The following is a 17,583-nucleotide window of genomic DNA, read 5'->3' on the forward strand; positions in this document are numbered from 1 at the left end:
TGCCGCATCGCCCTCGCGGAGGGACGGCCCCGACACGGGAGGGCCCCGCCACCCGGACCGGGGGCGGGACCTCTTCCGTCCGCGGGTCGACCGGAGGCCCTCCCCCGGTCGGCGGTTCACCGGTCGGCGGTGACCCCCGCGCTGTCGAAGGTGGCGACGTCGCGCAGAGCCCGTACCGCGCCCTGGAGCAACGGCAGCGCCAAAAGGGCGCCGGAGCCCTCACCCAGGCGCATGTCCAGGTCGACCAGCGGGGTCAGGCCCAGGTGCTCCAGCGCGATGGTGTGCCCCGGCTCGGCGGACCGGTGCCCGGCGAAGCAGGCGCTCAGGGAGTCGGGGGAGATGGCGGCGGCGGCGAGCGCGGCCGAACCCGCGATCACTCCGTCCAACAGCACCGGCACCCGCAGCGCCGCGCCGCCGAGGACGAACCCGGCGAGCGCGGCGTGCTCCAGGCCGCCGAGGGCGGCCAGGGTCCCGATCGGGTCGTTCTCGTCCACCGGGTTGGCCTTGAGGGCCCGGCGGACCGCCTCCACCTTGCGTTCGTAGGTGGCGTCGTCCACACCGGTGCCCCGACCGGTCGCGGCGGCCGGGTCGGCTCCGGTGTAGGCGCAGACCAGGGCGGCGGCCGGGGTCGTGTTCCCGATCCCCATGTCCCCGGTGACCAGGCAGCGGTTGCCCGCGGACACGAGGTCCCGGGCGATCTCGATCCCGCCCTCCAGGGCCTGGAGCGCCTGGTCGCGGGTCATCGCCGGACCCCGGGTGAAGTCGGCGGTCCCGCGCGCCACCTTGCGCGGCAGCACGCCGGTCCCGCTCGGGAGGTCTCCGGCCACTCCCACGTCGACCACGGTCACCTCAGCGCCCACCTGCTGGGCGAAGGCGTTGACCACGGCCCCGCCGTCGAGGAAGTTGCGCACCATCTGCGTCGTGACCTCCTGCGGCCAGGAGGTCACCCCCTGCGCGTAGACGCCGTGGTCTCCGGCGAACACCGCCACGGCGGCGGGTTCGGGCACCGGTGGGGGGCACTCCCCCGCCAGACCGGCGAGCTGGACCGACACGTCCTCCAGGATGCCGAGGGAACCCCTCGGCTTGGTCATCCGGTCCTGCCGGTCCCGGGCCTCCTCCACGGCACGGGCGTTGAGCGCTCCGACGGCGGTGATGGTCTCCTCCAGCAGAGTGGTCGGCTCCTGGCCGGGCAGGCCCCGGCGGCCGTAGCGGTCGCGGTGCACGGCCCAGGTCAGGGGGCGCCCGCCGGCCCAGCCCACGGGAGCGGGCTCGGGCTCGCCGGGGTGGTCCTCGACGTAGCCGACGCAGAGGTAGGCGACGAGTTCGAGATGGGAGGGGAGTTCGAGGACGCGGGCCACGTCGCGCTCGTCGGTGAAGGCGACCCAGCCGACGCCGAGCCCCTCCGCGCCGGCGGCCAGCCACAGGTTCTCCACCGCGAGCGCCGCCGAGTAGGAGGCGGGCTTGGAGTGGCGGCCGGGGCTGTGCGGGCCGCGGCTGGGGTCGACGGTGACCGCGACGTTGATCGGGCTCTCCAGTACCGCCTCGACCTTGAGCCCGGAGAAGGCCCGGTCGCGGGTTCCGGGGCGGGTGACGCCCTGGGCGTCGCGCTGGGCCAGTGCCAGGTCGCGCACCCGCGCGCGGATGTCCGGGTCGTCGATGACCAGGAAGTCCCAGGGCTGCGTGTGCCCCACGCTCGGCGCCTGGTGGGCCGCCTCCAGGACGCGGGTGAGGACGTCGGCGGGGACCGGTGCGGAGAGGAAGCCCGCGCCGACGTCCCTGCGTTCGCGGATGGCGCGGTAGACGGCGTCGCGTTCGCCGTCGTCGAAGGCGTGGCGGGCGTCGTCGCGGGCGTCACCGCCCGGGGACGCCGGGGACGCCGTGTCCCCGGAGGCGGGGTCCAGGTGGGATGCGCCCTGGGCCTGGGCGTCCAGGGCCGCTCGGGCGGCCTGGATGGCGGGGACCAGGGCCGGGGCCGACATCCCCCGGGGTTCCTCCGGTTCGGTCCGCTGGTGCGGACCCGTGTGCGGCGGTACCTCCAGGGGCGCCGCTGCTTCGTGTGCGTGCACGGTGTCGCTCTGCTTCGGTTCGGTGGCCGCGTGGTTCTCGTCCGCGCGGCCGGGGTTCGTGGTGGGTTCGGTCTCGCCGGGAGCGGGCTCCGGCGTCGCGGGCGCCTCGGGGTCGGGCGGGGCCGGTGCGGCGGAGCCGCCTGCGGTGCGCGCGGATGCGGCCGGGGTGACCGGGCCCTGGTGGGCGGGGCCCGAGTGGCGACTGCCCGACCGGAAGGGGATGACGTTGAACCGGGGGTCCCGATCGGCGTCGGCCGCCGGTTCCCGCGTCTCCGCGGGCCCCGAGGGCCGGGGCGGCGAGGGTTCGCTTCGCGCCTCATGTCGGGTCCGGGGCTCCGGGGGAGCGGGTCTCCCGGACTGCTGGGGGCGCGTGGTGAAGGCCGTGGGGGCCGGAGCCGGGGGCGCGGGCTCTGTGGCGGGGCGGGCACCGGTCGGGGTCCGCGGCGCGTCCGGGCCCGGGAGGGTGCTCCGGAAGGGGTTGTACGGCGCCGTGGGCCCGGGGTCACGCACCTGGGCGCCGCGGCCGCTCTCGGGCAGTCCGTCCAGGAGGCCGCCCAGGCCGGCGACCGGCCCGGTACCCCGCTGCCACGCACCCTCCTGGTCACCGCGACGGGAGTCCTCGCGGTCGTCGTTGGTCATGGTCGCTCCCCGTAGAAGAGGTCAGTGAGCTGCCCGGTTCCACCTGGTCCGTCATGGATTCGGACCAGCGTAGTCCGCGGCGGTCAAGCCGCTCGCACGGGTCCCCCCGACCCGGCGCGGCGTGTCCCCGGCCGTCCGCCGGGGTCCTCAAGTCACCATCAACTGTGCCAGAGTCCGCGTCGGCGCGGGCTGTGTACGGGAGTGACGGCTGGGTAGGACGGGGCCTCCGGGCACCCGGCCCCCGCCGGTTCACGGCCTTCCGGGCGCCGCGAACGGTCGGTCAGCGATCATCGGAGCCGCCCCAGCGCATCGGTACTGACCAGCGCGAATGGTCTTCCCACCCCCACACCTCCCCCAACACCGGAGCAACGTGCGACCACGCGAACACCCTCCGTGAAATTTCTGGTTCTCCGACCCAGGTATCGGACCGACGACGGACTTTCGGCCCCCACCACACCTCCGTTGCGGCCAGGACGGGACTCCGGCACCGCCCGGCCCTCCCGGCCGAGCCCCACCGGACGGACACGGGCCGCGCCCCCGCCGCCTGTGGCAGGCTTTCCCGGTACTCGCGCACCCCTGCCCCCGGTGTCCCACCCGAACGGAACGGACCTTCCATGCGACGGCGTACCTTCCTCACCGGAGCCACCACCGTGACCGGCCTGGCCGCGTTCACCCCCGCGCTCCTGGCCTCCGCCACGGCCACCGCCCGGACCACGGCGGAGCCCGCCGCCGCCCTGACCGCGCCCCGCGTCCTCAGCGAACGCGCCACCGCCGCGGGAGTCCTCGTCCGCCCCGAGCGCCGCTTCGACGTCGTCTCCGTCTCCCTCGACCCCGGGTCCTCCGCCGAGGGCGCCGCCCTACGCTTCGAGACCGCCGACGGAGCCCTGGGCGACTGGCAGGACCTGCACTTCCACACCGCCGGCCCCGAGCACCTGGAACCCTCGGCGTCCGCCATGGCCCGGGCCCCGCAGGGCGCCACCGGGTACGAGGTGCGCGGTGCCGACGGCGCCGACCTGACCGCGCTGAACCTCCACGACGGCGAGGAGCTGAGGCTCGGCGGCCGGGAGCGGGTGGCCCTCTCCGCCGCAGAGGAGGGGGTCACCACCCTCAGCGGCACCTCCGAGGTACGGCTCCTCACCCGCGCCGGGTGGGGCGCCGACGAGTCGTTGCGCTTCGACGAGGACGGCAACGACCTCTGGCCCGCCCAGTTCCACCCGGTGCAGGCGCTGACCGTGCACCACACCGCCATGGCGACCACCGACGACCACGCGGCGGACATGCGCGCCGTCTACCACCTGCACGCAGCCCAGCAGGCGTGGGGCGACGTCGGCTACCACCTGCTGATCGACCCCGAGGGCGTGGTCTACGAGGGGCGCCACTCCGGCGGCGGCGTCCCCGTCTTCCGCGCCGAGCCCGTCGCGGGCGAGGCGGAGTCGGTGACCGCCGGGCACGCCTTCGGGTTCAACCACGGCAACATCGGCGTGTGCCTGCTCGGTGACTTCACCGATGAGCTGCCGACCCGGGCCGCCCAGGACGCGCTCGTGGACGTCCTGCGCGTCCTGGCGGCGGTGACCGGCGTCGACCCGGCCGAGCGCATCGTCTACGTCCACCCGGACACCGGCGCCGAGACCGGGCAGGAGGCCCTGGCGCGACACCGGGACTGGCTCCAGACCGAGTGCCCTGGCAACGCCTTCTCCGAGGCGTTCGACACGGCGATCCGTCAGCGGGTCGTCGACGGCCTGCGGTGAACCCCCGCGGTGGCGGGGGTCGCGGCCCCCGCCACGGCGCCCCCGGGTGCGGCGGACCGGCGGAACCCCGTACCGCACGCCCGTGGAGACGCGTATCTTGAGCGGAGCCCGGGGCCGCCGGGCGTTTGCGCAAAGACGAGGGGACACCCGCGCATGACCACGCTCCGGAGCGCTCCGATGATGCCCGCCGTCATCCTGGAGACCGAGCGCCTGCGCCTGCGGGCCCTGCTCGAACGGGACGTCGACGACCTGTACGCCTCGTGCGTGGACCCCGAGCTCCAGCGGTGGATTCCGCAGCCCGGGCCCGGGCTCCCCTACACCCGCGCGACGGCCGAGCACTTCTGCCTGCGCGAGGCCCCGGCCATCCGTACCGGCGGCGACGGCCAGCACTGGGCCGTGGTGGACCGGGCGAGCGGCCGGTTCAGCGGGTCGGTGGCGCTGCTGCGCACGCAGTGGACGTCCGGGGTGACCGAGATCGGCTACTGGATCTCCCCCTGGGGGCGGGGGCGCGGACTGGCGACGGAGGCGGTCGTGGCCGTCTCCCGCTGGGCGCTGGGCCAGGGGTTCCAGCGGGTGGAGCTCAAGGCCGCCGTCGACAACACCGGCTCGTGCCGGGTGGCCGAGGCGGCCGGGTTCGTCCGCGAGGGCACCGACCGCAACGCGATGCCGCTGCACGAGGGGCGGACCGACCTCGCGTCGTTCGGACTGGTCCCCGACGACCTGCGCTGACCTCACGGGCCGTCTGGGTCCGCCCGGGTCCGCGCCGGAGCGACTGGCCCGGCCGCCGGGCTCACCCCCAGACCCGGCTCAGCGTCCACTCGCCGGTGGCGGAGTCGTGCCGGAGTTCGTACACGCCCTGCGCGTAGGCCGACCCCGCCTCGACCCGCCAGTGTCGGCGTTCGGGCACCTGCGAACCGGCGCCGGGGGTCCAGTCCCGTCGCAGGGTCACCCAGTGGTCGATGATCCTGCGTATCCCGTACACGCGGCCGTCCCAGGTGAACCGGGTGGGCCGGTCCCCGTCCTCGACCACCGTGACCCTCGCCCCGAAGTACCGCCCCACGACCGTCCTCCCCAGCATCGACCGACCCTGCCTCTCCTCCGACCGCGCGCGGGCACGCCGCCGGCAGAGCCCGCCCGCGGGGAAGTACGGCCAGGCTTTCGAACAAGCATTCGAATACTAGCGAAATCGGGGGTTCCTTGGAACTGTTTCCGCGTTCCGGGCGTCACTTCCCGTAGCGCCCCCGGACGCGCGACCCGCCCGCCAGACCCGGCTCCGTTCCGTGACCGGCGACGGGGTTCCGCGACCGGAACGACCGGAGGAACCGGAAGGCGCCAGCGTGTCGGTGTCGGTACGCTGTTAGGCGCGAATCACACGATCCATACAAGGGACCCCCAACTGTGACGTCCAACGGACACGAGAGCGGCAGACCCCTGCGCGTCGGTGACCCGCGCGAGCTCGACGGATACCGCATCATCGGGCGTCTGGGGCGCGGCGGCATGGGCACCGTGTACCTCGCCAAGGACGCCGCCGACCGCACCGTGGCCGTCAAACTGATCCACCCCGACCTCGCCGACGACGAGTCCTTCCGGCTGCGTTTCGCCCGCGAGGTCGCCTCGGCCCGCCGGGTCGCCCGCTTCTCCACCGCGGGGGTCATCGACGCCCGTCTGGAGGGCGAGCCGCTCTTCATCGTCTCGGAGTACGTACCCGGCCCCAACCTGGACGAGGCGGTCCGCCACGGCGCCCCGATGCGCGGCGGGACCCTAGACGGGCTCGCGATGGGCGTGGCGGCGGCGCTCACCGCGATCCACGGTTCGGGGATCGTGCACCGCGACCTCAAGCCCGCCAACGTGCTGCTCTCCCCGGTCGGACCGAAGGTCATCGACTTCGGGATCGCCCGCGCCCTGGACGACGCCAGCGGCGCGGTCACCCGCTCCAGCCAGCTGATGGGCACACCCTCCTACATGGCCCCGGAGCTGATCCTGGGCGAGCAGGCCACGGCCGCCGCCGACGTGTTCGCCTGGGGCTGCCTGGTGGCCTTCGCGGGCATCGGCCGCGCCCCCTTCGACGCGGGTACGGTCCCGGCGGTCCTGCACAACATCTCCACGGCGCCGCCCCGGCTCGACGGCCTCGATCCGAGCCTGCTCGACCTGGTCACGGCCGCGTTGGACAAACAACCCGAGAACCGCCCCACCTCGCAGCAGCTCCTGGCCAGGCTGACCGGCCAGGAGGACCCGGAGGAGGCCGAGGTGCGGCGCACGATCACCACCTCGTGGGCGCCGCCGAGCAGCACCCCCGTACCGGGCCTGCCCCCCGAGCCCACGGCGCCCGACGTCCGGGACGCCGTCCCGGACGCGGGCGCCGCCGCCCCGCCGGACGGTCAGGCTCCGCCCTCCTCGACGGACGCCTCACCGGACTCCCCTCCCCCGCAGGGCGACCCGTCCGCGCCGGTCTCGCCGGTCTCGCCGGGGCCGGTCGACCGGGAACCGGCGGCGCCGACCCAGCAGGTCCCGCCGACCCTGCGAGCGCACCCCCAGCAGACGCCGTTCCAGCAGGCGGCCGTCCCGGGAGAGCACACCGCCCACCACCCGCGCCCCCTTCAGCAGCAGTCCGGCCCCCAACAGGGCGGATACGCCCACGTCCCGCCCCACCCGGGCGGGCACGCCGGAGCGGGCGCCTCGCAACGGCCGCCCACGGGCCCCCAGCAGCCCCCGTCGCACCAGCCCGCCGGGTACACGCCCATGGCGGCCGGAGAATACGGTCACGCCCGGACACACCAGGGTTCCGTGAACTCCCCCGCGCACGGCGTTCCCTCCCACGTCGGCCACAACGGACCCGGTGGTCCCACCGGCCCCCATGGCCCCCACGGTCCCGGAACGCCCCCGCCGCCCAGCGGAGGCGGGCCGCGACGCCGCCGCACGCCGGTGCTCGTTACGGGAGCGGCCCTGGCCGTCGTCCTCGCCGCGGGGGTGGGCGCCACCGTCCTGTTCTCCGGCTCCGACGACCCGCCGGAGAACCTCACCAGCATCTACGTCACCGACTTCGCCACCGACCCCGGCTGGTCCGACACCCGCACCTTCGACCCGGCGGACCCCGACTACTCGGACGGCTACTGGGCCGAGCAGCAGGCGGTGGTCTTCCAGCTCGACCCCACCCTCAGCCCGTCACGCGGCACGGTGGCCCCCTACGACGGGGAGACCCCGGACCGCGTCCTCGTCAGCACCGACCTGGTCCCCCTGGAGGGCCCCGCCGAGACCAACTTCGGGGTGCGCTGCTGGGACCAGTCCGGCGAGGACGAGCGCACCATGTACGAGGCCCTGCTGCGCTTCGACGGCGCCCAGGCGCAGATCCGCCGGGTGACGGAGGAGGCCGGAGACACCGCCATCGCCGAGACGACCGAGGTCACGGGGTTCCGGCCCTTCGACCTCCTCGACGAGGAGTCGGAGGTGGAGGGCCTGCCCTACGGCGCGCGCGTCGACGACCTGGTCTCCAACAACCTCAAGTTCGCCTGCGAGTACGTGGCCGAGGAGGGCGAGGACCCGCGCATGGACCTGCGCCTGTGGGTCAACGACGAGCTGGTGCTGTCCACCACCGACCAGCAGCCGCTCCCCGACGACGACACCCTCGACCACGACGAACGGCGTAGGGTCGGCGTGGTCATGCGGCCCGGCCCCGGCACCGAACCGATCGCCGCGCTGTACAAGGGCTACGCTCTCCACAGGATCAACGTCGACGACTGAGTCGGCCCCGACGCGTGCTCCGCCAAGGGGTGCGTCCGGGGTCCGGCACGGCACCCCCTGAGGAGAACCATGCGCGCGATCGTCATCGAGGAGTACGGCGGCCCCGAGGTCCTGCGGCCGACCGAGACCCCGGCCCCCGTACCCGGCCCAGGCGAGGTCCTCGTGGACGTCGAGGCCCGGGGCGTCAACTTCATCGACGTCTACCAGCGCTCGGGCGCCTACCAGGTACCGCTCCCCTACGTCCCGGGCATGGAGGCGGCCGGTACGGTCGCCGCCCTGGGCGAGGGCGTCACCGACCTCCGGGTCGGGCAGCGGGTCGCCTGGGCCATGGCCCCGGGCGGGTACGCCGAACAGGCCGTGGTCCGGGCCGCACTGGTCGTGCCGGTGCCGGACGCCGTGAGCACCGAACAGGCCGCCGCACTCATGCTCCAGGGCATGACCGCCCACTACCTCACCCACTCCGTGCACCCGGTGGCCGAGGGCGAGACCGTCCTGGTGCACGCGGCCGCGGGCGGCACCGGTCTGCTCATCACCCAACTGGCCAAGGCCCGCGGCGCGCGGGTGATCGGCACCGTCTCCACGGACGAGAAGGAGCGGATCGCCAGGGAGGCGGGAGCGGACGAGGTCGTCCGGTACACGCGCACCCCGGTGGCCCCGGCCGTACGCGAGCTCACCGGCGGGGAGGGTGTGGCCGCGGTGTACGACGGGGTCGGCCGCGACACCTTCGACGCCAGTCTGGAGTCGCTGCGCCCGCGCGGCGTCCTCGCCCTGTTCGGGCAGTCCAGCGGGGCGGTCGAACCCGTGGACCCGCAGCGGTTGAACAGCGCGGGCTCGGTGTACCTGACCCGGCCGTCCCTGGCCTACTTCGTGGCCGACCGCCAGGAGCTGCTGGGCCGGGCGGGCGACCTCTTCGGCCTGGTGGAGCGGGCAGAACTGGCGGTACGGATCGGCGGCCGCTACGAGCTGGCCGAGGCGGGCCGCGCCCAGGCCGACCTCGCCTCGCGGGCCACCGCCGGCAAGCTGCTGCTCGTCTGACCGGCTCCGGCGGCACGCGGCCCCGCCCTGAGGAACCACCGGGCGGCGGGCCGCGGCCCGCCGCCGCTCACGGCACCGACCCGCGCCCGCCGCGTTAGCTCAGCCCGCGTCGCGGGACTCCGGTGCCGTCCCCAGGTTCGCCCCGGCCCTGCGCACGTCGTCGCGCGCGTCGGCCACCGCCCGCTCCGCGGCCTGCGCCGCCTCCTCGGCCGCCTGCGCGGCGTCGGAGGCCTTGGCCGGGTCCGGTCCGGTGATCTGCGCGGGGCCCTCCGACGACCCCTCGCCCACCGGTTCCTTCGTCGTGGAGGGCGCGGTTCGCGCGGCGTCCCCGGCGAACGCGTGGCTCACGTTCTTGACCGCCTCGGTCAGCTCGCCCGGGATCACCCAGAAGGTGTTGCCGTCACCGTTGGCCAGGCTCGGCAGCGTCTCCAGGTACTTGTAGGCCAGCACCTTGGCGTCGGCGTCGTTGGTGTGCACAGCCTGGAAGACGCGTTCGATCGCCTTCGCCTCACCGTCGGCCCGCAGGATCGCGGCCTGCTGGTCGCCCTGGGCCTCCAGGATGGCCTGCTGCCGGGCCCCCTCAGCCTTCAGGATGCGGGACTGCCGTTCACCCTCGGCGTGCAGGATGGCCGCGCGCTTGTCGCGGTCGGCCCGCATCTGCTTCTCCATCGCCTCCTTGATGGTGGGCGGCGGGTCGATCGCCTTGATCTCCACCCGGTTGATGCGGATGCCCCACTTGCCGGTGGTCTCGTCCAGGACCCCGCGCAACCGGGTGTTGATCTCCTCGCGCGAGGTGAGCGTCTTCTCCAGGTCCATGGAGCCGATCACGTTGCGCAGCGTGGTGACGGTGAGCTGGTCTATGGCCTGTATGTAGTTGGCCACCTCGTAGGCAGCGGCCTTGGGCTGGGTCACCTGGTAGTAGAGGACGGTGTCGATGTTGACCACGAGGTTGTCCTCGGTGATCACCGGTTGCGGACGCGAACTGAAGACCTGCTCACGCAGGTCGAACTTGGTGTTGACCCGGTCCACGCCCGGGATGATGAAGTTCAGCCCGGGGTCGAGGGTGCGGATGTAGCGCCCGAAGCGCTCGATGTTGTAGGCGCGTGCCTGCGGGACGATCCGGATCGCCGACAGGGCGATGGCGACCAGCAGGACGGCGAGGATGATGAGCGGTATCGCAGATTCCATGTTCCGCACCTCGGTCCGGGAATGTGGCTGTGGTGGTGGTTCGGTCTTCGGTTCTCTTCCGAGCCCGCGCGGCGCGCCCGGTCGGCGTCCCGAGGGGGCGCTCTCGCCGCCCTACTCCTGGTCAGGACGGTTTCGCCCGGGCGGGCCCGTCGCGTCCGGGTCGAACGGCTCGGGGAGTTCGGTCAGCCGCTCCCTCGGGTAGACCACGGCGGTCGCCCCGTCGATCTCCATGACGTCGACGTGCGCCCCCACCGGAATCACGAGGTCCTCGTCGAGGCAGCGCGCCGACCACTCCTCACCCTGGAGCTTGACCCTGCCGCCGTCTGCGTCCACCCGGCGCAGCACGACACCGGAGCGGCCCACCAGGGCCGCGGTACCCGACCGCACGACCGGCCCGTGCCGGAGCTGGCGGTCCATGATCGGTTTGACCAGGACGAGCCCGGCCGCGGCCGCGGCCGCGAAACCGATGATCTGCACGACCACCGGGAGACCGATCGCGCCGAGGAGGCCGGCGACCAGCGCGGCGGCCGCCAGGAGTCCCAGCACGAAGGTCAGGGTGAGGAACTCGGCGACCCCGAGACCGGCCGCGAGAATGATCCAGATCAGCCAGACAGGCATCGTCCTGCTCGCCCTCCCCCTGTGGTTTCGGGTAGTCCTAACGCTACCCACACAGACCCTGCGCACCACAAGATCCCCGTAACGGTTGGAGTGACGGCGGCCCGCGACACTCCCTGTCGCCAGGGGGTCGCGGGCCGCGTCGGTCACCGCCGGGGGCCTCGCCCGGTCACCTCCCGCCGGAGAACTGGAAGACCAGTTGGTAGGTGGGCCGGTTCTGCCAGGCGATCGGCCACATGTTGATACCTCCCACCGCCTGGTGGATCACGGTGTCCGCGCAGAGCTGGTCTCCGGCGGAGCAGTGGCCGTCGCCGGGGTAGACGTCGCCCGCAGGGGTCGCGGCGGCCTCCGCCAGGCTGTCGAGCAGCACCGTGCGGCAGGAGTCGGCGTCGCCGTCACCGCAGTAGACCCGGTCACCGAGGGTGCCGTCCACCTCCTGACCCAGGACCGTGCGCAGGTCCTTGTCCACGTACGACCACCAGCCGTACTGGAAGGCGGAGCCCCGGTGGGCCTGGCTCTGGTTGACGCTGCCGGGGGCGCCGCCGCCGATCGCCCCCGAAGGGGACTCGTCGGGTTGGGCGGCACGGGTCAGTTGCGTGTACAGGTCCTCGCCCAGGCCTGGCTCGAACTGCGCCCGGACCAGCAGGGGCCACCAGGCGTCCAGCACCCGGATGGCGTCCGCGTGGTCGTAGTACCCGGCGTCGCGCCGGGGCTCGCGCCGCAGGGAACCGGAGTCGACCCAGGCCCGCAGCGACTCCACCGTCCCGGCCAGTTCCGGGTCGTCCACGGTCCCGGTGTCGATGACCTCCAGGAGCAGCGGGAGGACCTGCTCGGCGCGCAGGTCGGCCACCCCGGCCTCCATCATCGTGGCCGTGAGCGAGGCGGGCGTGAACCGGTGCCCGTCCCCGATCAGCCCGGCCACCCGGGAGTCCAGCAGGTCGTTGCGGTGCACCGACCCGGTGGACCAGCCCGAGGTGTACCCGCTCGCGGGCTTGTTGTTCCAGTTGACGATGTAGTCCGGGTTGATCTGCTGGGGGTGGTCGGACTGCGGGTGGTACTCGGCCTCGTTCGTCGCCGGGTCCCAGCCGGACCAGCCGGAACCGGAGTAGGCGTCGATGGGCAGGGTCGGGTTGGTGCCCGCCAGTCGGACCGGGTTGGAGCCGGAGTTGACGAACGCGATGTCGGTGTCGTCCACGTAGTGCCAGTTGAAGGCGTAGCCGATGTCCTCCGCCGCCCGGGTGAACGTCTCGGCGGAGGTGACCTCGTCGGGGTCGTTGAACCTCTGGAATCCGAGGATGGAGTCGACCTCGCGCATGTAGGTGGACCTCAGCTCGGTGAAGGCCACCGGCGCGCCGTCCACTGTGGCGAACGACCTGACCAGACCGAACTCGGACCGCAGCGAGGTCAACGTGTAGCCGCCGGCCGGGGTTCCGTCGGCGACGGTGGGCGTCCAGTCGTTGCTGACGCTCAGCTCCTCGAACTCCGCGCACGCGCCGGAGGAGTCGACGTAGGCACGCGAGGAGGTCGACGGGTCGGAGCCGTCGGTCTCGCACAGTTCGACCGCGAACGTGTCGGTGATGTCCTGGCCCGCCGAGGTGGCGCTCCAGGCGTAGTCGACCCCGCGGCCCATCTGGACGTAGAAGCTCACGCCCGCGAACGACGCGCCCCGGGCGCTGATACCCGGTCCCTGGAGTTCCTGGAGCATCAGGAGCTGCGGCGAGAAGTAGCCGGTCTGCGGGCCCATGACCGCGACGGGGTTGCCGCTCTCGGTGTGCTCACCCGAGACCAGCAGGGCGTTGGACATGCCTCGAGGGTCGAGGAAGCCCTCGGGCAGGACGCCGTCGTCGAAGATGCCCTCGGCGGCGGACAGGTCGCCCTCCTCGACCATCTGCTCCAGTTCGGCCTGCTGCTCCTCGGTGAGCTCCTCGACGGTGGGGGCGTCCGAACCGGGGACGTCCTCACTCGGGGCGCCGGGCGCGCTCTGGGTCGTGGCGGCGGCCGCGGACCCGTACTCGTCGTGGACGATGCTGTAGGGCTCCACCGAACCGTCGTCGGGAACGACCTCGCCGACCGGGTCGTCCGGGGTCTGGGCGTACGGGAAGTCCCCGTCCACGCTGACCACGGCCTCGGGGTCGTTCTCCATGCGCCAGGCGTGCCACAGCTCCAGGCCCTCCTCGGCGCCGTAGCGGTCCTGGAAGTTGGCCAGCACGACGGCGGCCTGGACCTCGCCGCCCCCGCCCCCGCCGAAGATCCCGCCGACCATCGCGGCGATACCGACGACGTCGGTGGGGGTGAAGGGTTCGATCTCCCCCTTGTTGGTGATGGCGTCCTTGTGCCCGGTGAGGACGTACTCGCCGGGGAAGTACCGGCCGCTGTCGGCCTCGTCGATGTAGGCGTTGACGCCCTCCAGGTAGGAGTCGACGTCGGCGAGGGCCTGCGCCCCGCGCTCGCCGCTGGCGGCGACCCGGTCGATCTGGGCCTGCTTGTCCTCCTCGGTGTAGGGCGCGGTGCCCCACAGGTCCTGTTCGAGGCCGCGGTTGCCCTCGGCTCCGCCCGCGAAGGACGTGAGCTCGCCCCGGCCGACCCGGCGCAGGACGTCCATGAGGAAGAGGCGGTCCTCTCCGGCGGCGTAGCCGGCACCGAACATCGTGCCCTCGCGGGTGGTGCCCTCGACGTGCGGGATGCCGTGCTGGCGGTCCCGGGTGATCGTGACGTCGTCGCGCGGTTGGTACCGGCGGTCGACGTCGCCCTCGGCGACTCCGAAGGTGCCGTCGACGAAGAAGTCGTCCAGGCCCTCGTCGGTGAGCCCGTCGTAGTGGTGCACGAGGTTGTCGTACATGTCGAGCTGGCTCGAGGAGTGCTTGGGCCGGGTGCCGAAGACCTGGTGGCCGAGGATTTCCACCAGGGTGGCGCTGCCGTTCTGGCCCGGCGGCAGGATGTCGAGGCACGCTCCGGGGGCGCAGTAGTCCTCGGGCGCGGCGAGCGCGGGGGCGGCGGGCAGGGCGGCGACCATCGAGGCGGAGATCGCCAGGGCCGCTCCCGCGGCTCCGGTGCGGAGCCGTCTCGTGAAGGAGGGAGGGTCGAGCTGGGGTCGGAGGTTCGGGGGCATGTGGGGTCACCACCTGGGGGTGCGGGCGATGGATCAGGCGCATCGTACGTAGCCGGGCGCAAATCGCGAAAGACTTTCACGTTTCCCGGCTCACCTTGGGCCTCGGTACCCGAAAACGCTGGTTTGCCGTGACCCAGGCCACACCTGCGGGAACTCTCGACAGCAGCCTGCACGGACACCAGCACGCTCCGTGGGCGCTGGCCACATCCGGCCACAACCTGGATCGTTGTCCGGTCGAGGATCGGACACTCCGACGACCTTTGACACAATCGCCACATGAACCAGTACCCCGACCCGGCTCAGGGTGAGCCCTGGCAGCAGCCCAGCGGCGGCACCCCCGGCTGGGGCCCACCCCCCGAACAGCACACCGGCGGACAGCTGGAGCCCTACGGCGCCCCCACCGGCGGCTACCAGCCCCTCGGCGGCGGCGTACCGAACGAACCCACCCTCGACACCATCGGGGACATCGCGATCACCCAGAACACGGTGATCACCCCCTCCGGCCGCTTCCCCATCCAGGGGACGGTGTGGACCGTCAGCGACATGAGCCGCACCGAGAGGACCACGCCCGTCTGGGCGATCATCGTCGCCATCCTCATCTTCTGGTGGACCTGCCTCCTCGGCCTGCTCATCCTCCTCGTCAAAGAGGAGAAGACGACCGGACACGTCCAGGTCACCGTCCAGGGCGGCGGGCACTACCACGCCACCCAGATCATGGTGGGCAACCCGTCCTACGTGCAGCACATCCACCAGCAGGTGAACTACGCGCGCGGCCTCGCGTCCTGACCCGACGACCGGGATCGGCCCGCGGCGGCCGATCCCGGAATCCACGGTCCCCGGCGTTCGAGACGAACCACCCTCCGCCGGTCAACAGCACCCCTGGCCACCGCCAAACCCCTGCAAACCCGCGTTTGCCACGCAATGTATTCGCCCATACACCTAGAGCAGCCTAGAGTCGACCCAGGAGAGGAAACACATGCTGTTCACGGTGGCGACACTGGCGATCCTGGCAGGTCAATGGTGGGTCTTCTGACCCCCGCGGCCGCCCCGCACAGGGGCGGCCCACCCCGGAGTTCGCGAAACGCCCGCCACACAGCAGCGCACCAGGGGTTAATCACCGGTAACGTGGGGCGCGAGGCCATAGCGACCGATTTGGTGGAACACACGTGGTAACGAGACGCAACTACGAATCACCGTAGTTGGTCAGACTTTGCCCTCCCTTGGGCGACATCCTCCGAATGCCCTAGGATGTCTCCCCGAGGGCACCGGACCGCACACCCTCCACCCCCAGGTCACGGGCCGGACACACGGCGCGACCAGGCCTCACAATTGGATCAGGCACCCATAGCTCAGTGGATAGAGCATCGGACTTCTAATCCGACGGTCGCAGGTTCGAATCCTGCTGGGTGCGCCACAAACCCCCAGGTCATACGGGGTGTACGGGGACCTCGAATGAGGTCCTCGTGGCGTTTGGGGGCCATGTGTGCTCCTCGCGTGCTCCCCAGTCGGAGCACAGCCGCAGCAGCACCCGCGAGAACCCCATCGGACTTGGCCACCTCGCAGCCACGCCACCCCTCGGATTCTCGGCTGAGTCCTCCACACCGAACCTCCTAAGACAGCCCCACCCGCCTCATGACTGCCTACTGGAAGGCCTTCTGACAGGATCTGCGGCGCCTTGAGAGCGCCTCGTTCCCTCCAGCGCCTTCCCCTCACCCCTCCACTGACCCAACGACGAGCGCGTGTTGAGGCAGTGCTGACGGAGTAAGCGCAAGAACCTATCGGACCCTAAATCCGACGCAGCACTTCCCCTGGACGAAGCCGACATTTAGGACTTGACTACCACGACCAGCCGACCTCGTTGGCCACCCGCTCAAGAGCGCGGAACAGCATCTCGGCAGCCCATCACCAGTCGACCAGCTGTGCCTCGAGAGCGCACGGAGCCTCTCGGGCCTCGCGGAGTCAGAGCTTCGAGACAGCCACTTCCAGGAGGAGCATTCACTGCTCATCGGGGACCTCCAGGTGGCCCGACCCCCGGTTCTGCGAATCCCGAACGAGAACGGGAACCCGCGTCCCTCCGCGCTTCCACGCAGTGGCCCTGGTTGCCGCTGTAGCTCGACCTTCGCCAGGTCGCGTCCACGGTTGTTCTCCTCACAGTGCTGCGATGAAGAGCAGGCTTTCCTCAGGGGAGAGCGCGAGGCTCCTGAGGTGCCCGTACTGCTGCTGGCAGTTTCCCACGATCACCCCTGACCCGATCCGGGCGTCTCCGCGTACACGAGTGACTCCGCATGGTCCTTGTCGAGGATGACCAGGGGACCGTTCATCGCGCTGTGCGCACCACGACCGAACGGGAGTACCTGAATCTGCACAGTGGGATTCAATGCCCGCCGCAGCAACGCCTGGAACCGCCACCTGCGCCGCTGACCCCGCAAGCGCGGCACTGTCCACCGCCTGGCCCGTAAGGGTGGGGAGTCGTCGCAGCAGTTGAGTGGGCACCGATGGCAGGTCGAGCGCACCATGGCCTGGCTGGCCGGCTGCCGCCGCCTGCACCGACACTACGAACGCAAGGCCGACCACTTCCTGACCTTCGCCAGCATTGCCTGCACACTGATTTGCTACCGCAGACTCACCAAAAGAGATGAGCTCGAACTACTATTCGCCAAGAGCACCCAAATTTCCCCATTCTTGAATACTCACAACACGTTCACCAAGAAACCACACACGACGACAGAAGTTGAAATTGAGTGAATTGCAGCATATGAATTTCTTCTGAGTGCGAAGATAACATGACGACTCCCCTTAACGGCGCCAACCAAAACAGCCCTTGCCGACTCAACAGCCATGACGCAGGTCACGCCAACGGCAGGGGCGGAAAAAAGGAAGCACCAAGCGTAATAGTAATCTCTTTCGAAGTTTGAAACAAAAGCCACTTGAGAAAGCTGGTAAATAGCTTCCGTAGCTAGCGCCAATGGCAGCACATAGAGCGATGTAAGCACCATGTCCAGGAAGAAAATTTCCTTCGCCTCGCGAACAGAAACCCCCTCCCCCCGGGCACGTCTACGCAATCTTACTACGAGAGCCCCCAGACCTCCGAGGCCAGGGAACAGCCTCACGTAGAAAATTTCCGAAAGACGCCAGATTCCATACTCAACGAAAATCTTTCTCAATATTTCATTTCCCATATCGTCACATCAGTTCAGCACCAAGGCTACTAGTGGGTTGGCCACCGTCCGGACTCCCCACCAAACTTCCTTCTCGCTGAGTACCGCGGCACTCTCGTGCCGTTGCCAGGCGGGTGCGGCAAGGTCGCGGGCATTGGCATTGCACCACCCAAGGCAAGCATGCCGCACCCGTATTCGGACCATTGGCGCTGGTGAACTGGCGCAGTGTCCCGAAGCACGCCTCGATCAGGACGGCCCACGAGGCATAGGCAGGAGTGAGACACAAC

12 protein-coding genes, 1 tRNA gene and 1 pseudogene are annotated in these 17,583 nt (G+C 71.4%); 7 read left to right on the top strand and 7 right to left on the bottom strand.

All coding sequences use genetic code 11. The annotated features are described in order from the left end of the window. Window positions 1-116 precede the first annotated feature (116 nt). Window positions 117-2,705 carry a nicotinate-nucleotide--dimethylbenzimidazole phosphoribosyltransferase gene (cobT, locus tag ACFYL4_RS18075; protein WP_387519381.1) on the bottom strand — a complete coding sequence of 863 codons (2,589 nt, stop codon included), beginning with the start codon at window positions 2,703-2,705 and terminating at the stop codon, window positions 117-119. 614 nt (window positions 2,706-3,319) lie between these two features. Here cobT and ACFYL4_RS18080 point away from each other — a divergent pair. Then, entirely contained in the window at window positions 3,320-4,453 is a 1,134-nt protein-coding gene (locus tag ACFYL4_RS18080) for a peptidoglycan recognition family protein (protein WP_387519383.1), read from the top strand. Window positions 4,454-4,606: 153 nt separating this feature from the next. Then, the gene (locus ACFYL4_RS18085) at window positions 4,607-5,182 is read left to right on the top strand and encodes a GNAT family N-acetyltransferase (RefSeq protein WP_387519385.1); all 576 of its coding nucleotides are present in this window, start codon (window positions 4,607-4,609) and stop codon (window positions 5,180-5,182) included. Window positions 5,183-5,243: 61 nt separating this feature from the next. Here the strand turns inward: ACFYL4_RS18085 and ACFYL4_RS18090 are convergent, their stop codons facing one another. Further along, the gene (locus tag ACFYL4_RS18090) at window positions 5,244-5,531 is read right to left on the bottom strand and encodes a DUF6504 family protein (protein ID WP_357765753.1); all 288 of its coding nucleotides are present in this window, start codon (window positions 5,529-5,531) and stop codon (window positions 5,244-5,246) included. A 320-nt stretch (window positions 5,532-5,851) separates the two neighbouring features. Between ACFYL4_RS18090 and ACFYL4_RS18095 the strand changes: the two genes are divergently transcribed. Continuing rightward, a complete protein-coding gene (locus ACFYL4_RS18095; RefSeq protein ID WP_387519387.1) occupies window positions 5,852-8,191 on the top strand; it encodes a protein kinase in 2,340 nt (779 codons plus the stop codon). Between the two features lie 69 nt (window positions 8,192-8,260). Beyond that, complete coding sequence (locus ACFYL4_RS18100; protein WP_357765758.1) at window positions 8,261-9,226, top strand: quinone oxidoreductase; 966 nt, start codon at window positions 8,261-8,263, stop codon at window positions 9,224-9,226. Window positions 9,227-9,325: 99 nt separating this feature from the next. Here the strand turns inward: ACFYL4_RS18100 and ACFYL4_RS18105 are convergent, their stop codons facing one another. The 3 genes from ACFYL4_RS18105 to ACFYL4_RS18115 all read right to left on the bottom strand — a co-directional run bounded on the left by ACFYL4_RS18105 (window position 9,326) and on the right by ACFYL4_RS18115 (window position 14,042). Further along, the gene (locus tag ACFYL4_RS18105) at window positions 9,326-10,414 is read right to left on the bottom strand and encodes an SPFH domain-containing protein (RefSeq protein WP_357765761.1); all 1,089 of its coding nucleotides are present in this window, start codon (window positions 10,412-10,414) and stop codon (window positions 9,326-9,328) included. 111 nt (window positions 10,415-10,525) lie between these two features. Continuing rightward, window positions 10,526-11,032, bottom strand: a complete 507-nt coding sequence (locus ACFYL4_RS18110; RefSeq protein ID WP_357765764.1) for an NfeD family protein — start codon at window positions 11,030-11,032, stop codon at window positions 10,526-10,528. A gap of 166 nt (window positions 11,033-11,198) precedes the next feature. Further along, complete coding sequence (locus tag ACFYL4_RS18115) at window positions 11,199-14,042, bottom strand: penicillin acylase family protein (protein ID WP_387519431.1); 2,844 nt, start codon at window positions 14,040-14,042, stop codon at window positions 11,199-11,201. Between the two features lie 372 nt (window positions 14,043-14,414). On the opposite strand from ACFYL4_RS18115, the gene ACFYL4_RS18120 reads away from it, so the two are divergent. Both ACFYL4_RS18120 and ACFYL4_RS18125 read left to right on the top strand, forming a co-directional pair. Continuing rightward, window positions 14,415-14,924 (top strand): hypothetical protein, encoded by a 510-nt coding sequence (locus tag ACFYL4_RS18120; protein ID WP_357765767.1) that lies wholly within the window; start codon window positions 14,415-14,417, stop codon window positions 14,922-14,924. Between the two features lie 552 nt (window positions 14,925-15,476). Continuing rightward, window positions 15,477-15,552: transfer RNA gene (locus tag ACFYL4_RS18125), tRNA-Arg, on the top strand. Window positions 15,553-16,140: 588 nt separating this feature from the next. Here ACFYL4_RS18125 and ACFYL4_RS18130 read toward each other — a convergent pair. Next, entirely contained in the window at window positions 16,141-16,290 is a 150-nt protein-coding gene (locus ACFYL4_RS18130) for a DUF397 domain-containing protein (protein ID WP_387519390.1), read from the bottom strand. An 85-nt stretch (window positions 16,291-16,375) separates the two neighbouring features. Further along, window positions 16,376-16,504 carry a Scr1 family TA system antitoxin-like transcriptional regulator gene (locus ACFYL4_RS18135; RefSeq protein ID WP_357761095.1) on the bottom strand — a complete coding sequence of 43 codons (129 nt, stop codon included), beginning with the start codon at window positions 16,502-16,504 and terminating at the stop codon, window positions 16,376-16,378. Between the two features lie 58 nt (window positions 16,505-16,562). Here ACFYL4_RS18135 and ACFYL4_RS18140 point away from each other — a divergent pair. Then, window positions 16,563-16,769, top strand: a pseudogene (locus ACFYL4_RS18140) (transposase); the annotation flags it as partial. Between the last annotated feature and the right edge of the window lie 814 nt (window positions 16,770-17,583).

Origin of the sequence: Nocardiopsis sp. NPDC006938, from assembly GCF_042869555.1 — a bacterium.
Lineage (GTDB): Bacteria > Actinomycetota > Actinomycetes > Streptosporangiales > Streptosporangiaceae > Nocardiopsis.

Excerpts from the sequence above, each read along its gene's own strand:
- ACFYL4_RS18080 (WP_387519383.1), top strand. The coding sequence starts at position 3,320 with ATGCGACGGCGTACCTTCCTCACCGGAGCCACCACCGTGACCGGCCTG.
- ACFYL4_RS18120 (WP_357765767.1), top strand. The coding sequence starts at position 14,415 with ATGAACCAGTACCCCGACCCGGCTCAGGGTGAGCCCTGGCAGCAGCCC.
- cobT (WP_387519381.1), bottom strand. The coding sequence starts at position 2,705 with ATGACCAACGACGACCGCGAGGACTCCCGTCGCGGTGACCAGGAGGGT.
- ACFYL4_RS18100 (WP_357765758.1), top strand. The coding sequence starts at position 8,261 with ATGCGCGCGATCGTCATCGAGGAGTACGGCGGCCCCGAGGTCCTGCGG.
- ACFYL4_RS18090 (WP_357765753.1), bottom strand. The coding sequence starts at position 5,531 with ATGCTGGGGAGGACGGTCGTGGGGCGGTACTTCGGGGCGAGGGTCACG.
- ACFYL4_RS18085 (WP_387519385.1), top strand. The coding sequence starts at position 4,607 with ATGACCACGCTCCGGAGCGCTCCGATGATGCCCGCCGTCATCCTGGAG.
- ACFYL4_RS18110 (WP_357765764.1), bottom strand. The coding sequence starts at position 11,032 with ATGCCTGTCTGGCTGATCTGGATCATTCTCGCGGCCGGTCTCGGGGTC.
- ACFYL4_RS18115 (WP_387519431.1), bottom strand. The coding sequence starts at position 14,042 with ATGGTCGCCGCCCTGCCCGCCGCCCCCGCGCTCGCCGCGCCCGAGGAC.
- ACFYL4_RS18105 (WP_357765761.1), bottom strand. The coding sequence starts at position 10,414 with ATGGAATCTGCGATACCGCTCATCATCCTCGCCGTCCTGCTGGTCGCC.